Annotated in this window: 3 protein-coding genes; all 3 read left to right on the forward strand. The window is 40.1% G+C overall.

The window, feature by feature from the left end:
* Positions 1–10: 10 nt before the first annotated feature.
* Genes MAMMFC1_RS15960 through MAMMFC1_RS15970 form a run of 3 tightly spaced genes read left to right on the forward strand, consistent with a single transcriptional unit; the run spans position 11 to position 20,254 of the window.
* Positions 11–5,644: a type I polyketide synthase gene (locus MAMMFC1_RS15960; RefSeq protein ID WP_126309452.1), complete on the forward strand. Its 5,634-nt coding sequence runs from the start codon at positions 11–13 to the stop codon at positions 5,642–5,644.
* Between the two features lies 1 nt (position 5,645).
* Positions 5,646–9,215 carry a beta-ketoacyl synthase N-terminal-like domain-containing protein gene (locus tag MAMMFC1_RS15965; protein ID WP_126309454.1) on the forward strand — a complete coding sequence of 1,190 codons (3,570 nt, stop codon included), beginning with the start codon at positions 5,646–5,648 and terminating at the stop codon, positions 9,213–9,215.
* The gene (locus MAMMFC1_RS15970) at positions 9,212–20,254 is read left to right on the forward strand and encodes a non-ribosomal peptide synthetase (protein WP_126309456.1); all 11,043 of its coding nucleotides are present in this window, start codon (positions 9,212–9,214) and stop codon (positions 20,252–20,254) included. The genes MAMMFC1_RS15965 and MAMMFC1_RS15970 overlap by 4 nt, the downstream gene beginning before the upstream one ends.
* Position 20,255: the final 1 nt, after the last annotated feature.

Genomic DNA, 20,255 nt, shown 5'->3' on the forward strand with positions numbered 1-20,255 from the left:
AAAGAGTGATATGAATAATCAATTAAGTAAATTGTATAAGCAATTACAAGAAGGAAAAATTAGTCGGGAAGCTGCGGTAAAACAAATTATTGAGTTTAAGTTGCAGCATAAGAGCGTGTCTTTTTCTGCGGACAATGATTTATCGACAGAAATAGTAAAAGTACCTGTTACTACCTTAGATAAAAATAAAGTAATCGCTGAATTTGACAATGATTTGCTTCGAGAAAAAGCAATCCATTTCTTCAAAAAGCTGCTTTCGACGGTAATCAAATTGCCTGTGCAACGGATTGAAGCCGATGCTCCCATGGAGAAATACGGAATAGACTCGATTATGGTCATGCAAATGACCAATCAATTAGAAAACACTTTTGGTTCTTTGCCAAAAACATTGTTCTTTGAATACCAAAGTATCCAGGAAATAGTTGGCTATTTCCTGGATACTTACCGGGAAAAACTTGTGGAATTGCTGGCGGCCAAGAATGAGACAGAGACGTTCAGCAATAATCCTCCGATTTCCCCGCCTGCTGAGCGTCCGGTAAGTCAAGGCCTTCGTAACCGCATTGCACCAGCCATTGCAAAATCCCGGGGAAAAACAGCCCAAGGGCCTTTTGATATTGCAATAATTGGTGTTTCCGGCCGTTACCCCGGCGCAAAAAACATCAAAGAATATTGGAAAAATCTTCAGGAAGGTAAAGACTGTATAAGCGAAATTCCGAAAGACCGCTGGGACTACAGCCGTTACTTTGACGAAGATAAAAACAAATCCGGAACAATCTATAGTAAGTGGGGCGGGTTTATCGAGGGCGTGGATCAGTTTGATCCTCTTTTTTTCAATATTTCACCACGGGAAGCGGAGTTTATTGATCCTCAGGAACGCCTGTTTTTGCAATGTGTCTATGAAACATTAGAAGATGCAGGCTATACCCGGGAAACCGTCGGCATGAACCGGGAGGGTGGCGTAGACGGCAATGTAGGTGTTTATGTAGGAGTGATGTATGAAGAGTACCAACTTTACGGCGCCCAAGAGCAGATGATGGGTAGGCCAATAGCCCTTACTGGCAGTCCGGCATCAATAGCCAACAGAGTATCCTATTTTTGCAACTTTAACGGACCGAGTATTGCCATAGATACCATGTGTTCCTCCTCTTTGACAGCTATCCATTTAGCCTGCCAAAGCCTGCAAAGCGGCGGCTGCCAACTTGCAATTGCGGGAGGCGTCAACATATCGGTTCATCCCAACAAATACTTAATGCTCAGCCAAGGTAAGTTCTTATCCAGCAAAGGGCGGTGTGAAAGCTTTGGCCAGGGCGGTGACGGCTATGTACCGGGAGAAGGTGTCGGTGCAGTATTGCTCAAACCACTGGACAGAGCCGTCGCGGACGGTGATCATATCTATGGAGTAATAAAAGGTATCGCCGTAAATCATGGTGGGAAAACCAACGGGTACACAGTTCCTAACCCCAATGCCCAGGCAACTGTTATTGGACGGGCATTAAAGCAAGCACGAATCAATCCAAGAATAATCAGTTATATTGAAGCCCATGGCACAGGGACATTCTTAGGAGATCCGATTGAAATCGCGGCTTTGAGTAAAACATTTCAAGAATATACAGCAGATAAACAGTTTTGCGCCATTGGCTCAGCTAAATCAAATATAGGGCATTGCGAGAGCGCGGCAGGTATTGCCGGAGTGACCAAAGTACTATTGCAACTGAAATATCATCAACTAGTTCCCTCTTTGCATTCCGATGTACGTAACCCTAATATTGATTTTGGCAAGACTCCATTTATCGTCCAACAAGAGCTTGGCGAATGGAAAAGACCAAAAGCTGCGCTGGATGGAGTCATGCGCGAATATCCAAGAACCGCCGGCATTTCATCTTTTGGTGCGGGAGGTTCAAATGCCCATGTAGTGATTGAAGAATATATACCTAATTCCCGGGAAGTGCAAATACCATCGTCACCCGCAATAATTGTATTGTCAGCTAAAAATGAAGAAGGGCTTAAAGAGCAAGCTAAAGAGCTATTATGTGCCATTGAAGAGCAATGCTTCGCTAATACTGATTTGGCTTCCATGGCTTATACTCTCCAAGTAGGACGAGAAGCCATGGAAGAACGGTTAGCTATGACAGTAGGTTCAGTGCAAGAACTTGAAGAAAAACTTAGGGATTTTGTGCAAGGAAAAGATAATATTGATGATTTATACTACGGTCAGGTAAAACGCAATAAGGAAACGCTGGCAGTTTTAGCAACTGACGAAGATATGACGAAAGCAATAGACGCTTGGTTCAGTAAAAGAAAATATGCTAAACTTCTGGAGCTTTGGGTCAAAGGCCTGAATATTGACTGGAACCGGCTGTATCCTGATACGAAACCGGAGCGAATTAGCTTGCCTACATATCCTTTTGCAGTTGGGCATTATTGGGTTCCGATAACTAAGGCGGATTATCCTAATTTAGCCAAGGAAAACTTCGTTGACGATAGACTTACGGTACAGAAAAAGATTTGCACATTAAAAAAACAGTGGAAACAATCTATAGCTACGCCAACTAAAACTATGAGCCGTTCTATTATCATCCTGTCAACGCAAGAAACTGAAGGGGTAGCGATTGAACTTTCCAAGCATTTTGCTGAGAGCTATGTTTTAAATATTAATGATATTGAACCAAAATACAGTCTACCGGAGGACTGGCAAACTTATGATGGTTTTGTAGACTTGGTCGGTTGCGGCAGTGAGAGTAATGAATCGCTGGTTTGGATCGTATTACTGCAACATTTGATCGAGTTAGGCCAAAGTAGAGGCTTAACTTTGCTATGTGTTACAAAAGGACTGGAATCTTACAATAATATCACGATTAATTTGGCCGGAGCTTGCCGTGCTGGATTGTATCGCATGCTGCAAAGTGAGTATAGTCATTTGCAATCACGGCATATTGATGTTGAGCCATGTGTTGCTGATAGTACACTTGCTCAGCAGATTGCTACAGAGTTTTCAATTGATAGTGATGATTCGGAAATCTGCTATCGGGACGGAACCCGTTTTGAGGCTTACCTTGCGGAAACCGGAGAATATGTGAACAGGCAAAGTCTTGTGAAGTTCCCCGAAGACCACGTCCTTTTGGTTACAGGTGGGACACGCGGGCTCGGACATTTATGCGCGCGGCATTTTATAAAAAATTATGGTGTCAAAAGATTGGTTATAACAGGACAAGAAGCTTTGCCTGCACGCGAGCAATGGAACTTCTATAAGGGATTAAATAATACTTTGGCGAAGAAAATCCGGGCTATTGAAGAGATAGAAAGCCAAGGAATACAGGTATGGGCACTTGCATTAACAAAAGAAAACAATTCTCAACAGATTGTGAATGAGATTAGAAAAAGTATGGGACCCATCGGCGGGGTTATCCATTGTGCCGGAACTGGTGATTTTGATAATCCTGCATTTGTCCGGAAATCAATTATTGGAATTGAGCAGGTACTAAATCCCAAAATTAGCGTACTGAACGATTTATATCAAGCGGTAAAAAATGAGCCGTTGCAGTTTTTTGTCATGTTTTCATCAGTCTCGGCGATTATTCCTGCTTTAGCTTCCGGGCAGAGTGATTATGCCATGGCTAACGCCTATATGGATTATTTTGCGGAAGCTAACAATTCTGGCTGTCCAATAATTAGTATTCAATGGCCTAGCTGGAAAGATACTGGCATGGGAGAAGCGAAAAGCAAGGCTTATCAGCAGAGTGGTTTGTTAAGCATAACTGATACGGAAGGACTGGATTTTCTAGATTCTATTCTTGCACACAAGGCCGGTCCCGTAATTCTTCCCGCCGTGGTAAATACGGATTTATGGAATCCACACCAATTAATGAAGCGTAAAATTCAAAAACCGATAACAGGGGCTACAAAGTCTGAAAAGAACAATTATGTGAAGTCAATAACTACTGCAAATAATCTTATAAAAGCAACTCAAGAATGGTTGGTGGCGTTATTTTCCCAGGAATTAAAAATAGAACCTTCTCAATTAGATATTGATATTCCGTTTCAGGATTTTGGTGTAGATTCTATTTTCTTGGTTCAATTGTTGCGGCAAATCAATCAACTGTTATTAGAGGAAATAGATCCTTCGAGTTTCTATGAATATTCTACCATTGAGTTATTAGCCGGGTGGCTTGTAGAAAACCATGCTTCCTCACTAGAAACGCTGGTTGCTGTAGATACGCAGAATTCCTCAGCCGATTTGTCTTTTAGTCCGTCTCAGAAACCGGCGGTGGTTTCTTTAATAAAAAGGTTACCTCAAAACTGGAATTCAGCGGATATTGCAGTGATTGGAATGTCTTGCCGATTTCCCGGGGCAAATAATTTAGGAAAATATTGGGAGATGCTATTGGCAGGAAAAACATCAATTGGCGTTGTTCCTCCAAAACGATGGGGAAAAGCAAATAATTATTACGCCGGTTTACTTGACAATATAACAGATTATGATCCTGACTTTTTCCAAATACCCAAAGAAGATGCCAGAGTCTTGGATTTGCAAGCTTTGCTGGTGCTGGAGGAAAGCCTTAAGCTTTGGTATCACGCGGGCTATACCCCCAAAGAAATAAAGGGGCGTCAAGTGGGAGTCTATCTAGGAGGAAGAAGTCGCCACCAGCCTGAAGAAACTATTCTTAGTCGAGCACACAATCCAATTATGGCTATCGGTCAGAATTATTTGGCGGCTAATATATCACAGTTTTATGATCTTCATGGTCCCAGTGTTGTTGTGGATACTGCCTGTTCTTCCGCCTTAGTTGCGATGAATATGGGGATTCAAGCCCTGCACACTGGCGAAATTGACTCTGCCGTTATAGGGGGAGTGAGCTTATTAAGTACCGATGGAGCGCACCGGACTTTTCAGCAACGCGGAATTTTAGCAAATGAACCGCAATTTCATATTTTTGACAAACGATCGCACGGAGTGGTTTTAGGAGAAGGCGTAGGGTTAGTGCTGCTGAAAACAGTGGAACAGGCGATTGCCGATGGGGACTATATTTACGCTGTAATTAAGGCAGTGTCAATTAACAATGACGGCCGGACAGCTGGTCCTACCTCTCCGAATTTCCAGGCGCAAAAAGAAGTTATGCAGGCTGCTTTAAGTAAAAGCGGTAAGTGTGCAGAAGAAATTAGTTATGTGGAAGTTAATGGTTCAGGTTCTGAAGTTACCGATTTACTCGAACTTAAAGCAATACAAAGCGTTTATCGTCTTTCCAACAATGCTTCTTTGGGATTAGGCTCAATTAAGCCTAATATTGGTCATCCGCTATGCGCGGAAGGCATAGCAAGTTTAATAAAAGTTTCGATGATGCTGGAACAGGGGCAAATGGCTCCGTTTTTATCTGGCGAACAGCCAATGACACATTATAGTCTGGAATCCTCCCCATTTTATTTTTGTCGTAAACAGACTGCTTGGCTAAATAAGCCTCGCACTGCAGCTATTAATTGTTTTGCTGACGGAGGTACAAATGCCCACGTGATTTTGGAAGCATGGTCAGATACTGAAGCGCGTAAAATAACGCGATATCCATTAATTCCCCCGGAATTGAACCGTTCCAATGTGCAATCTGGAATTGTCTATAACAGTATTTGGAAACAAAAATTAGTGGAGGCATAACATGCAAAATACAATTGTTTTGGATGCCAATCATCCCCTGGTTAAGAATCATCAGATTAATGGATTAACGTTATTACCGGGGCTGGCATATATTGATATGTTATATCAGCTATTGTGCCAAGCAGGCCATGATTTTACCAGACTTGAACTACGCAATCTAACAATTTATAATCCGCTGGCCATAAACGATGAACAGAGTATTATACTCAACATTTTGTGTTGTGAAACAGGTGAAGGCTGTTGGCAGATCAGGATTGAAGGTCAAAAACAGTCCAGTGGAGCGCAACCAGTAGATAAAGAACTATACATTACCGCCGAGATGTATCTCAGAGAGCCTGTGATGTATGATGAAAAACTAAATCTTAGTCAAATAAAAGAAATCGCCCAGAACACTATCAGCTTAGATAAAGTTTATGAGCACTGCCGGCGTGAGAGGCTTGTTCATACCGGATTTATGAAAGCGGAAGGAGTGGTATATGATATAGCTACAGCGGCAATTGTTGATATTGCCATCGGACGGGATGCCCTCGCCAGCAAAGAAGAGGTAATGTTTCACCCGGTTTTAATTGACGGCAGTGCAATAGGCGCTTGGGAAAAAGTTGCCAGTCCGGAAACCGAGGAGCAAAAGTTATATCTACCTTTGTATTATGAATCATTTCGTGCTTCGGCTCTCATGCAAGAACGATGCGTAGCTAGACTAAAGATGGATTCTTTTCGGCAGAATAAAGAGCTCGTTTATATAACTTTAGAATTTTTTAATACACAAGGGGAAAAAATCGCCGAATTAAAAAACTTTGCTGCAAAATTAATTCGTGATACTAGTGCAATAGGTCTAAAACAACAATATCCACTATTATCTACTGTACAACCCAATATGGAGATAAAGACAGGGATAGGGACTTACGCTAACCTAGAAGCAATGGAAAAGTTATTGGAAGAACTATTTGCTGCTAAATTACAGCGACCAATAAAAGATATCAAATCTGATGCCGGATTTTATGAAATGGGAATGAATTCAGTCCGGTTATTACAAATGGCAACTGAGCTTGAAGAAAGATTGGCAATCAAATTTGCACCCACATTATTATTTGAATATTCAACAATTGCTGAATTGGCTTCTTACCTAATTAAAAACTATCAAGACCAAATGAAGCAGTTTATTTCTACAGAACAAACCACTGTTGCTGATGATAAAATGGCAAACTACAACTTTAATGAAGACGTAGTAAAAGTAAGATGCACAGAAACAGCTATTAATAACAATACAGAAATTGCCATTATTGGTATTGCTGGACAATATCCTGGGGCAAAAAATATTGACGATTTTTGGTGCAACCTGCGTGATGGTAAGGATTGTATTACAGAAATCCCTCCAGAACGTTGGGAACATAGCAAATATTATGATACAGACAAAAGTAAGCCGGAAAAAACTTATTGTAAGTGGGGTGGTTTTTTAAAAGGGGTGGATGAATTTGAACCACTATTCTTCCATATTTCGCCTAAAGAAGCCGAAGTCATGGATCCGCAGGAACGACTTTTTTTGGAAAATGTTTGGAATCTATTTGAAAATGCAGGTTACACAAGGATGACTTTGCAGCAACAGTACCAAGGCCGGATTGGTGTATATGTTGGTGCAATGTATCAACAATATCATGCGTTTGAATCAGATATAATGACAAAATCGCTAATATCCTTGTCTTCTTACAGCTCTATTGCCAATAGAGTTTCTTTTTATTTTAATTTTCAAGGTCCGAGTATTGCTGTAGATACTGCCTGCTCTTCCTCGACAGTTGCAATTCATATGGCTTGTGAAAGCTTATTAAGAGGAGAGTGTAAGTTAGCTGTTGCCGGGGGAGTAAATCTTTCGATACATCCGCAAAAGTATTTGGGACTAAGTCAACTGCAAATATTAGGGAGTAGTATTAATAGCAGAAGTTTCAGCAATGGTGATGGATATCTTCCGGCAGAAGGGGTAGGCGCTGTATTACTGAAACCACTTTGGCAGGCTATCCAGGATAAAGATAGAATTCTCGCTGTGATAAAATCAACAACAAGCAATCATGGCGGACATTCAAGTGGATATAATGTTCCCAATCTTAATGCCCAAGTACAACTGATTGAAGATAATTTTAAGAAATCTGGGATTGATCCCAAAACCATCAGTTATGTGGAAGCTGCCACTAACGGGTCGCAAATAGGGGATGCTATTGAGGTTGCTGCGTTAACGAAAGTATTTCAAAAGTATACTAACGAACAGCAGTTTTGTGGGATTGGATCGGTAAAATCTAACATCGGCCACGCTGAAGCCGCCTCAGGTATTTCGCAATTAACTAAAGTGGTATTGCAGTTACAACATAAGCAATTAGTACCATTAATTATAGCGGCGGACTTAAATCCTAATATTGATTTTAAAAATTCACCATTTTATTTGCAGCAAAAACTCCAGGAGTGGAAACGCCCGGTGATAGTGGTTAATGGGGAAAATCAAGAATGTAAACGCCAGGCGACAGTAAGCTCATTTGGAATGGGGGGAACGAACGCTCATATAATTGTGGAAGAATATGTCCCGGATAACCAAGAACAAAATATAGTCGGCACTATGCAACCTCAAATCATAATTTTTTCCGCTAAAAGTCAGGAGCGGTTAGGGGCTGTTGTCCGTCAGATGCTTATGTTCGTGAAATTTTCCAGTGAATGTCTTTTAACAGATATTGCATATACTCTCCAGGTAGGGCGTGAACCCATGGAATATCGGATGGCGATGCTTGTCGGTACTCAGCAAGACCTAATCCATGGATTAGAAGAATATTTAAGAATAGCGGTACTGAACGGTAATTTCGATGAAGCGTTGGTACCGATTTTTACGGGAAACTTAGAAACAGAACAATCCGATATCAGCAAATTGTTGTTTGGTGAAACAGGAAAAATATTGGCACAAAAATTATTGCAAGAACATGACTACAAAAAACTTGCAATTTATTGGGTTCAAGGTGGTGGTGTTAATTGGGAATTGCTGCATGAAGGGCAAAATGCTAAAAGAATTCCTCTGCCCACTTACCCATTTGCCAAAGAAAAATATTGGGTTTCAACTGGCCAAACGGAAGAATGCGGTAGTACGTTAAATCAACTTGTCACAATGAATGCAGAATTTATTTGCCAAAATGAAATAGAGGATAGTATTCAGCAATACATTAGCCAATTTCTAGCGAAAGAGCTAAAAATCGTCCAGCAACAAATTAGATTAGATAAAAACATCCAACAGTATGGGGTAGATTCTATTATTCTCACGAAACTTATTCGTGATATTGAGCATTGTTTTACCACTACCATTACAAGACGGGAAATAATTGAATACCGGACGATAAAATCTTTAGCAGCTTATCTAGCACAAAAAATTAAGTCAGGAGTTCAACAATGCGGAACACCAACTGCAAACATAATATCGGAAACAACTCAAGAAACAGAAGCAGTAACAAACGAACAAGTTGTTGGTGTTCTAGAACAATTTGTACAAGGAAACATTAGCGTAAAGCAAGCGCGAATTTTATTAGAAGGAGGAGAGAAAGTATGACTCCCAGAGAAATCTTAGATGCTTATAAGAATGGAAAAATAACTATCCGTGATGTTCAAAAAAGTTTAAGCGCACTTGAGAACGAACCGTTAATTATTCCTTTGTCCGAAGGACAAAAGGGCTTATGGATGTTGCAAGCAATGTCTCCTGAAATGAGTGCTTATAATATTCCTATATGTTTTCGTATTTGTCAGCAGGTGGATGTTGAGCGGTTCAAACAAGCTTGTCGTTTGGTTATGGAACAATATCCGGTTCTTGCCGGTACAATTAGACAAGATGCTGGCGCTCTCAGTCAGATTGTCAAACCAGCAGAGCCGCTGGCCTTTAACCAAGAAGATATTTCAACCCTTGAAAATCAAAACATTGTACCCTATCTTAGGGAAAAAACAAAAGAACCAATTTCATTGGAAAAAGGTCCTTTGATGCGCATTTATCTTTTGTCTCGCTCAACGCAAGAGTATATTATTCTCTTTATTATTCATCATATTGTGTTTGATGGAAACTCGGTTGCCCCCTTTATCTCAACATTAATAAATGCTTATCAAAAGCTGGTTCACGACGAAACTCCCGAACCAGTCGTACTTTCGCAAAATTATAATGAGTTTGTGAAATGGGAACAGGAAATGCTGGCAACTGAGGAAGGGGAGGCGCATCGTTCTTATTGGAAAAAACAACTTGTAGAACCCTTGCCGATTCTGGAGCTGCCGACCGACCATTCTCGTCCTATTAACACCAGTTTTGCCGGAAAAGTAGCTTCATCCAAGTTATATACAGAATTGAGCAAGCAAATAAAGTCTTTTACTTATTTGCAAAGCATAGATATATCTGTTGCTTTTTTGGGTATTTTCAAATTGCTGCTGCATCGTTATACAAATCAGGAAGATATTATTGTAGGAATACCAACTATCGGGCGTCCGCACGAGCGGTTTAACTCTTTGGTTGGTTATTTTATCAATATGATTGCAATTCGAAGTCAAGTAACAAGTAAGCAGATTTTTACACGATTCAGTCGGGAGTTACAGTTAACCCTTGCTGATGGGTTAGATCATGCCGCTTATCCTTTTCCCGTATTGGTCCGGGAACTAAATGTGCCGCGTTTACAAACAACCGCACCGGTGTTTCAAGTTGCCTTTGCCTATCAAAATTTTTCTCAATTCCAGAATCTGCAGCATCTCTGTCAACAATATCAGGAGATACTTCCCTTTGAGTTTGTCGAAAACATCCATCAGGAAGGCGAGTATGAACTTGAACTGGAAGTAGTTGAGCAAAAGGATAATTTTCTGCTGAACTTTAAATATAATCCGGATTTATTTGATGCATCAACAATTGAACGAATGATAGAGCACTATAAGAACTTGGTTCAAGAAGTGCTTGAAAATTCCGATATTCCGTTTAGTGAATATCAATATCTATCGCAAATAGAGAGGAATAGCATTTTTTTAGATTGGAATGCGGCTAAGAACGATTTTTCCACAGAAAGCTGTATTCATGAAATATTTGAGGAACAAGCCCGAAAAATGCCAGACGTAATTGCGATAGTTTTTGAAGAAAACTACTATACATACCAGGAATTAGATAAGCAAAGCTCGTTGTTGGCAAGCTATCTGCAGACATGCGGGGTATGTCCTGATTGCCTAGTTGGAATCTGTATGGAACGCTCTCCGGAGATGGTTGTGGGGATATTAGGAATCCTAAAGGCAGGAGGGGCATATGTACCAATGGATCCAAACTATCCGGACGAACGACTGGATTATATGATCCAAGACAGCGGAGTTTCCCTTGTTCTTACCCAATCTGCCTTAATGGATAAAGTGCGGACGTTAAGTAGAAATCGTGCTAAGTCAATTGTTTTAGACAAGATGTGGGAAGAAATAGCAAGCACAAATAAGGGAAGGATAATTGTAAAGCGCGAAGTACAGCCTCGCAATTTGGCCTATGTCATTTATACATCTGGCAGTACGGGAAAGCCCAAAGGGGTTATGGTTAGCCATGCAAGCATTCTTAATACGTTGTATTTTTTGCAAGCAAATTACCCTATGACCAATCAGGACTCTTACTTGTTAAAAACAAATTATGTTTTTGATGTGTCTGTAGCAGAATTGTTTGGTTGGTTTATTGGTAATGGGCGCCTTGTCATTCTTCCGCCAAGCGGAGAGAAATCTCCCGAAACTATTGCCGATTGTATTAGCAAGTATAAGGTTACTCATATTAATTTTGTGCCGTCAATGTTAAATGTTTTCTTAATTGGGGTATTAGATAATAAGTCGTTTTTGGAAAATTGCCCACTTAAGTATATAATGGTTGCCGGCGAGGTTTTTCCAAAAGAACTTGCTAACAAAACAGTAACCACTTTTCCCAACGCCAATGTTGAAAATATATACGGACCAACAGAAGCATCCATTTATGCCGCGTTCTTTTCCTGTTCGAAAGAAAAACTGATACAAAGAACCATTCCAATTGGTAAGCCCATTTCGAATGTAAAGCTATACATATTAGATGATAATTTACAGATTGTTCCAATTGGTATTCCGGGTGAACTTTGTATAAGTGGCGAAGGTTTAGCTAGAGGATATTTAAATCTACCTGAGCCAACGGCTGCAAAATTTATTGAGAATCCCCTTGAACCTGGAACGAAGCTTTATAAAACGGGTGACCGTGTTCGCTGGCTGGCTGATGGGAATATTGAGTTTTTAGGCCGGATTGATCACCAAGTTAAAATCCGGGGTTATCGCATTGAATTAGGAGAAATTGAAAGTCAACTTGGTACCTATTCCAAGGTACAGGATTGCGCGGTTGTTTTGAAAGAACAGGACGGCATTAAACGGCTTATTGCCTATTATACAACAAATAATGATGATAAAAGGGCTCTTGATCCACAAGAGCTGCGTAAACATTTGAATTCTCGTTTACCCGAATATATGGTACCTGCTTTTTATAACCAACTGGAGAAAATGCCACTTACAGCAACCGGTAAGCTAAATCGGAAAGCATTAATGAACCAAGAGGTTATAGTTACTGGAGATAAACCTGCAATTACTGAAAATAGATGTACAATTGGTTCAAAGTCTAATATTGAAGACAGGGTATTAAAAATATGGAAAGACGTGCTAAAAGTTAGTAATATAACTCCACGGGATGGCTTTTTTGATGTGGGAGGAGATTCTATTTTAGCAGTCGTGGCAGCACAAAGAATTAAAGCAGAGTTAAATTGTGATTTTACAGTAACAACCTTGTTTAAATACCCAACTGTCCAGGAGATTGGTAAATATATTGCAGGGTTAGAACTTTATGACAACGCTCATAAAGTTAATTTAAACAATGAAGCTTATGATAATCAAGATGAAATTCAAACGTCTTACCCTGAGTACTACCAAAATAGTTTGGCCATTATTGGTATCTCATGTCAGTTTCCCGGAGCGAAAAACCATATTGAGTTCTGGAAAAACCTAATAAAGGCTAAGGAAAGTATTCGTTTTTTTTCTAAGGAAGAGCTTGCAGAGTTAGGGGTATCGAAAAAACTGACCGAGCACGCTAATTATGTTCCGGTACAATCAACCATAACGGGGAAAGCGTTGTTCGATCCGGCATTCTTTAATATTTCACCTAAAGATGCAGAATATATGGATCCCCAATTAAGGCTATTACTGCTTCATTCCTGGAAAGCAGTAGAGGATGCCGGTTATACTCCGGAGCAGATCCCGGATACAGGTGTGTTTATGTCGGCAAGCAATAGTTTCTATCAAATCTTATTATCCCAGACTATGACAAATAACTCAGATGAATATGTATCATGGATTTTAGCGCAGGGTGGGACTATTCCGACAATGATTTCACACAAGTTAGGTTTGAAAGGACCTAGCTTTTTCGTTCATTCAAATTGTTCGTCGTCGTTATCTGGATTGTATTCGGCTTATCAAAGTTTACAAGCCGGCGAAGCAGAGTATGCCTTGGTGGGAGGTGCAACGATATTTCCTACTTCAAACATAGGTTATTTGCATCAACCTGGATTGAATTTTTCAAGTAGCGGACATGTTAAAACCTTCGATGCTTTTGCCGATGGAATGGTTACAGGAGAAGGGGTTGCGGTAATCATACTAAAGAAAGCGTTAGATGCAATTGCCGACGGAGATAATATTTATGCCCTACTACGGGGAATTAGTTTAAATAATGATGGAGCCGATAAAGTTGGCTTTTATGCGCCAAGTGTTAAAGGTCAATCTGAAGTGATTCGGAAGGTACTTGCGCATACCAAAGTTTCCCCGGAAACTATACAATATGTTGAAGCGCATGGGACAGGCACTAAATTGGGTGATCCTATCGAGTTTACGGCTCTAAGTGATGTTTATAAAGAATTTACGGATAAAAAACAGTTTTGCGGTATCGGGTCTGTGAAAACCAATATAGGGCATTTGGATACTGCCGCAGGTTTAGCAGGATGTATTAAAGTTGCGTTAAGCTTGTACTACAATAAAATTCCGGCATCACTTAACTATAAAACGCCAAATCAAAGTATTGATTTCAATAACTCTCCCTTTTATGTTGTTGATACACTTCGTAACTATCAAGATACACTTACCCCTCTCCGGTCGGCACTAAGTTCGATCGGTATAGGGGGGACTAATGCCCATGCAATTTTGGAACAATATACCGCTATTGATACACTAAAATCACATTCGGACTGCGGTAATAGCAATAATTCATCCTTATTCATAATCCCGCTATCTGCTAAGGATAATGAACGTCTTAAAATTTATGCTCAGAATTTACTCAATTATTTGGTACATAATCGGGAGTATGTTTACAATTTGGCAGATTTATCCTATACATTACAAGTAGGGCGAAAAGCAATGGATAGTAGAGTAATATTTACTGTACAGTGCATTGATGAATTAATAGAAAAACTAGAAAAGTATATTGCCGGAGAAACACAGGATTGTCTAGTGGGGGATGCAACACAATCCCGCGAATTTGTGCAATTGTTTGAAACGGGTAAAGATTGTACTGAAATGATTCAGGCTTTGTTAACGAGAAAAGAATATAACCGTCTCATGGAGCTATGGGTAAAGGGATTCAATATTGATTGGAATTTATTATATAACAATACTAAACCGCAGCGAATGAGTCTTCCCACATACCCATTTGCGCAGGTGCATTGTTGGCCTGGTAATGATAGTAACAATAGACAATTAACTGAAAAGGTTGGTGTTTCGCTTCATCCCTTAGTACATCAAAATACCTCAAACTTATTTGAGCAACGGTTCAGTTCGGTTTTTACCGGCCAAGAATTTTTCCTATCAGACCATGTAATTAAAGGACAGCGGATTTTGCCGGGGGTAGCTTATCTTGAACTGGCTCGGGAGGCAGCGGAACAGGCAGCAGGGGAACTCGAGGAAAAAAATAGTAGTATTCGACTGAAAAATGTGGTTTGGACTCGGCCTGTCATCGTAGGTAATGAACCTGTCAAGGTACATATCGGGCTATGTGCTGAAGAAAATGGAGACATTATGTATGAAGTCTATCAAGATTCAAAATTTGAAGCCGAGCATACCGTTTATAGTCAAGGAAGTGCAATGTTTAGTACTGTCACGGATGTTCCAAACTTAGATATTAGTGCATTACAGGCTGAATGCAACCAACGTGCTTTTTCAGCGAAGCAGTGTTATGAGTTATTTGAGTCTATGGGTTTTGACTATGGCCCGGCACACCAGGGAATTAAAGAGCTGTATGTGGGACAAGCGAAAGTATTAGTAAGGCTGGGGCTACCTTTATCAGTGTCAGGTACGGAAGAAGATTTTGTCCTTCATCCAAGTATGATGGATTCAGCCTTACAGGCATCAATCGGACTAATATGGGGTGTTGGCGGCGCTGTTAAGCCGGCGATGCCTTTTGCTCTTGACGAACTTGAAATACTGCAGCCATGTACTGCGTCAATGTGGGCTTTAGTTCGGGCCAGCGGCAATAGAGTAATGGACGATAAAATTCAGAAACTTGATATTGATTTATGTGATGATCAAGGGCTAATTTGTGTCCGCATGAAAGGGTTCTCAATTAGATTGCTGGAAGACGAAGGTGTCTTGACAGAAACTTCGGCAACAACCGGGACTTTATTATGTTTTCCTGGCTGGAAAGAACAATTCGCTCTTTCCCAAGGCACAATTGCTGAATATGTTAGGCATTTAATAGTCCTTTGTGAGCCGACAGGAATTGGCGTGAAAAATATTGAGACACAAATACCCGGCGCGCAATGTGTAGTTTTACAATCTGGACAAAATTGTATAGCGGAGCGGTTTCAGGCCTACGCGGTTCAATTGTTTACCGAAATTCAAAGCATAATTAGAGAAAAACAAACAGGTTATACATTAATACAAATTGTAGTTCCTAATCAAAAAGAACAACAATTATTTTCCGGTTTATTAGGATTGTTAAAAACAGCTATGCAAGAGAACTCAAAACTAGTAGGTCAACTAATTGAAATAAGCCCAGAGGATAATTCCGGGCAAATTGTGGAAAGGCTTAAAGAGAATAGACTCTGTCTTGATCATCATATACGGTATTTAGACGGTAAACGGTGGATTGTTGAATGGAGTGAAATAGAGGATAGTGCTGAAGAAGTAACGCACCCATGGAAAAACCAGGGGTGCTATTTAATTACAGGCGGTACTGGTGCTCTGGGGCTTATTTTTGCTGAAGAAATTGTAAGAAAAGTGCAATCCGCTGCTTTGATTCTTACAGGCAGATCTCCGCTTACTAAGGATAAGCAAGCTAAGCTTAGAGAATTGGAACAGATGGGCGCTAAGATTCTAATTAAGCAAGTTGACGTAACTCAAAAAGCGGCCGTTGATGACCTTTTTCAGACAATCAAGAAAGACTTTGGGAGACTTGACGGCATAATTCACGGAGCCGGAGTGATTAGTGATAATTATATTATCAAAAAAAGCCAGCAAGAACTGCAAACCGTTCTTGCCCCTAAAGTGACCGGACTAGTCAATTTAGACCAAGCGAGTAAAAATATGCCGCTCGATTTCTTTATATTACTCTCATCTGGCTCTGGAGTTGTTGGAAATCCGGGGCAAGCTGACTATGCTGCTGCCAATGCCTTTATGGATGCTTATGCCAGATATCGTAACGCTCTGGTTATGGCGAAACAACGTCAGGGTCAAACTCTGGCAATCGATTGGCCACTCTGGAAAGATGGCGGGATGAGAGTTGATGCCAAAACTGAAAAAATGTTAGGCAGAAATACGGGAATGATTGCCATGGATACTTCAACAGGTATGCAAGCCTTATATCGGATTATAACTGCCGGCAAGGAGCAAGTAATCGTTATGGTAGGCGAAGTTGCAAAATTGAAACGCAGTTTTCTTTCCGCTGCGGCAACTACAGTGCCGACAATTAATATAATGCCTGAAGTATCTCAACCGGAAATTGATATTAGTAACTTAGAATACAAAATACTGGCGGACTTTTCACAAGTAGTTTCTACTTTACTGAAGGTCAGGGTTGAGGACATTGATGTTAATACGGAATTTACTGAATATGGATTTGATTCTATTGCGCTGACTGAATTCGCCAATGTGCTTAATCAAAAATATAGTCTGGATTTAAATCCTACTATCTTTTTTGAATATGCTACCCTCAAGAAGCTGACTAAATATGTTCTGGAAAAATATCAATCATCAATTGGGATACACTTCACCAAAAAGCGGGAGCAGCTTTTTGCTAAACCTACTGCAAAGAAAGACATAGGTACGCATCATCATGCTCAGTTTAAAAGAACTTCTACGTTAGTAAAATCGCAAATTGATAGCAAAACAGAGCCTGTTGCAATTGTCGGAATGAGTGGTTTATTCCCGATGGCTAAGAATTTAAATGAGTTTTGGGAAAGCCTGGCGGGAGGCAAGGATTGTATTACAGAAGTCCCCAATGACCGTTGGGATTGGCGTGAGTATTACGGCGATCCGGAGAAGGAAGCAAACAAAACAAAAGTTAAGTGGGGCGGATTTATTGAGGGGGTAGATGAATTCGATCCACTATTTTTCGGAATATCCCCTAGAGAAGCTGAAGTGATGGATCCGCAGCAACGCTTGATGATGACTTATATTTGGAAGGCTATCGAAGATGCAGGTTATTCAGCTCAAAGTCTTTCAGGCACACAAACCGCAATATTTGTTGGCACAACAAGCAGTACATATAGCTTATTGCTTGCTAAAGCTAATATAAATATCGAAGGCTATTCGTTTACGGGACTGGTACCTTCCGTAGGTCCGAACAGAATGAGCTATTTTCTCAATGTTCATGGCCCCAGTGAACCAATAGAAACTGCCTGTTCTAGCTCTTTGGTTGCCATACACCGGGCTGTCTGTGCCTTAAATGATGGAGCCTGCGAAATGGCAATTGCCGGCGGAGTCCATATTATGCTAACACCTGAGGCTCATATCAGCTTCAGTAAAGCCGGAATGCTATGCGAAGATGGACGCTGTAAAACTTTTTCAGATAAAGCCAACGGTTATGTACGCGGTGAGGGTGTCGGAATGCTTTTTTTAAAAAAATTAAAGGATGCCGAAGAAGCAGGTGACCATATCTATGGAGTAATCCTTGGAACTGCGGAAAACCACGGCGGTCGAGCTAATTCGCTGACAGCTCCTAATCCCAAAGCTCAGGCGGAAGTGCTAAAGGCGGCATATATCAAGGCAAACATTGATCCAAGAAGCGTGAGTTATGTTGAGGCGCATGGAACAGGAACAGAACTGGGTGATCCTATTGAAATCAATGGGCTAAAGACAGCCTTTAAAGAACTTTATCGGCTAACAGGAGATACTGAAGTCAGCAATGCTCATTGTGGGTTGGGTTCGGTTAAAACCAATATCGGACATTTAGAGCTTGCCTCAGGAGTTGCCGGCGTAATAAAGGTATTATTACAACTTAAACACAAAACTCTGGCGAAAAGCCTGCATTGTGATACTTTAAATCCGTACATACAATTAGAAAACAGTCCCTTTTATATTCTCCAAGAAACTAAAGAATGGAAAACACTGCATTCTCCAGACGGTAGCGAATTGCCACGACGTGCAGGTATAAGTTCTTTTGGCTTTGGCGGTGTTAATGCCCATGTTGTAATAGAGGAGTATATTCCCCAAGCGCTGGCACTTTCTCAAAGCAGGGTGTTTAGTGATAATCCGGCAATTATTTTACTTTCGGCTAAAAATAAAGACCGGCTTTATGAGCAGGCTAAGCAGCTTCTGGCTGCTATTCAAGAACAACAGTTTACTGATGATGATTTAGCCAATATGGCCTATACGCTTCAAGTCGGACGGCAGCCTATGGAAGAGCGGCTGGCTGTAATAGTTGATTCTATTCAAGAACTTGCAGAAAAACTTTCAGGCTTTTTAAAAGAACAGGATAATGTATCTGATTTGTTTCGCGGGCACGTCAAGAGTAATAAAGATACTATAACAATTTTTGATGCAGACGAAGAGTTGCAAGAAGTCATTCATAAATGGATTCAACGTAAAAAATACGATAAACTTTTGGATTTCTGGGTTAAAGGCCTTAATTTTGATTGGCAAAAGTTATATGGAGATAGTAAACTTAATCGCATTAGTTTACCCGGATATCCTTTTGGTCGGGAGCGATATTGGATACCAACTGCCGAAACTAAACCCTCGGAAGAAATCATGAAAGTTGCTTCTGCATCTTCGCAGCAGCAGGATTCCTCCATTTTAAGCAAGCCCTCAATAAAATTAACTGTTTCCCCTAATATAGTACAATCAACAACAGAGAGTATTTCTGACACTTCGGATAACCCAAAAGCTTTAGTATTAAGGAACTTATCAAATGATGCTGTTTCAGATACAAAGATTGTAGAGCAGCCTGGTAAATCAATAAACGATTCGCTGATAACACTTTCAACATTGCCTGAAGAACATCATGACAAACCTAAAGCTCCTAATAATATTCAAGCTTTTTCACCAGATGTATTGCTGGAAGCATTGGCAACAAGCTTGGCGGAAGTTTTATACATAAAGCGTGAAGATATTGATATCGATGAAAAATTTATTGACTTAGGGTTAGATTCGATTCTTAGTGTAGAATGGGTTAAATTGCTTGAAAAGCAGTATAGAATAACTGTCCAGGTAATTAATGTCTATAACTACCCAAGCTTGAGTGAGTTCTCCACGTTTTTCCAAAAGGAATTAGATAAGCATAACCGGGTTGCAACAGATTCAATTATTCAAATACCGGAAGAAGTAACACCAGCAGTAGAAACAGTGACTTCCGCTTTTGAAACAACTAAAACGCAAACACAGGGAAAAATTGTATCGGTAGCTGTATTGCAGGAAGAATTGGCAGCAAGCTTAGCGGAAGTACTATATTTGAAACATAATGATATCGATATTGATGAGAAATTTGTTGATTTGGGTTTGGATTCAATTTTAGGTGTAGAATGGATTAAATTACTTGACAAGCAGTACGGTACATCCATCCCATCAACCAAGCTATATGATTTTCCTAATCTTTGTGAATTTACTGAGTTTTTCAAAAAAGAAATAGATAAGAAAACTGAGTATTCGCAGCCAAGTATTCAAGAATATTTGGAATTGGCAAATGATACTCAGGCTTCTGAACTCAATAAAACCAATATACAAATAGAGAAATTGGAGTGTAATACCGGAGGCACGATATTAATGGAGGAACTGGCAACAAGTTTGGCAAGTGTTTTATATGTTCCGTATAACGAAGTCAATATAGATGAGAATTTTATAGATTTAGGGTTAGATTCTGTATTATGTGTAGAGTGGATACAGACCATCAATAAAAGGTTTGATTTATCAATACCGGTAACTAAAATCTATGATTGCCCTAGTTTGCGGGAATTTGCAAAGTACCTGGAAACTGAGCTGTATAAAGAAAGAGAAAAAATGAATCAAGAACAAGCCAAAGTTGTTCTTTCACTTGATGACATATTACAAAAAGTACAACAAGGAACTCTGGCTGTTGAACAGGCAGCCAATTATTATCAACATCATTATAAGATTTAAA

Source organism: Methylomusa anaerophila, from assembly GCF_003966895.1.
Taxonomy (GTDB): Bacteria; Bacillota; Negativicutes; order Sporomusales; family Sporomusaceae; genus Methylomusa; species Methylomusa anaerophila.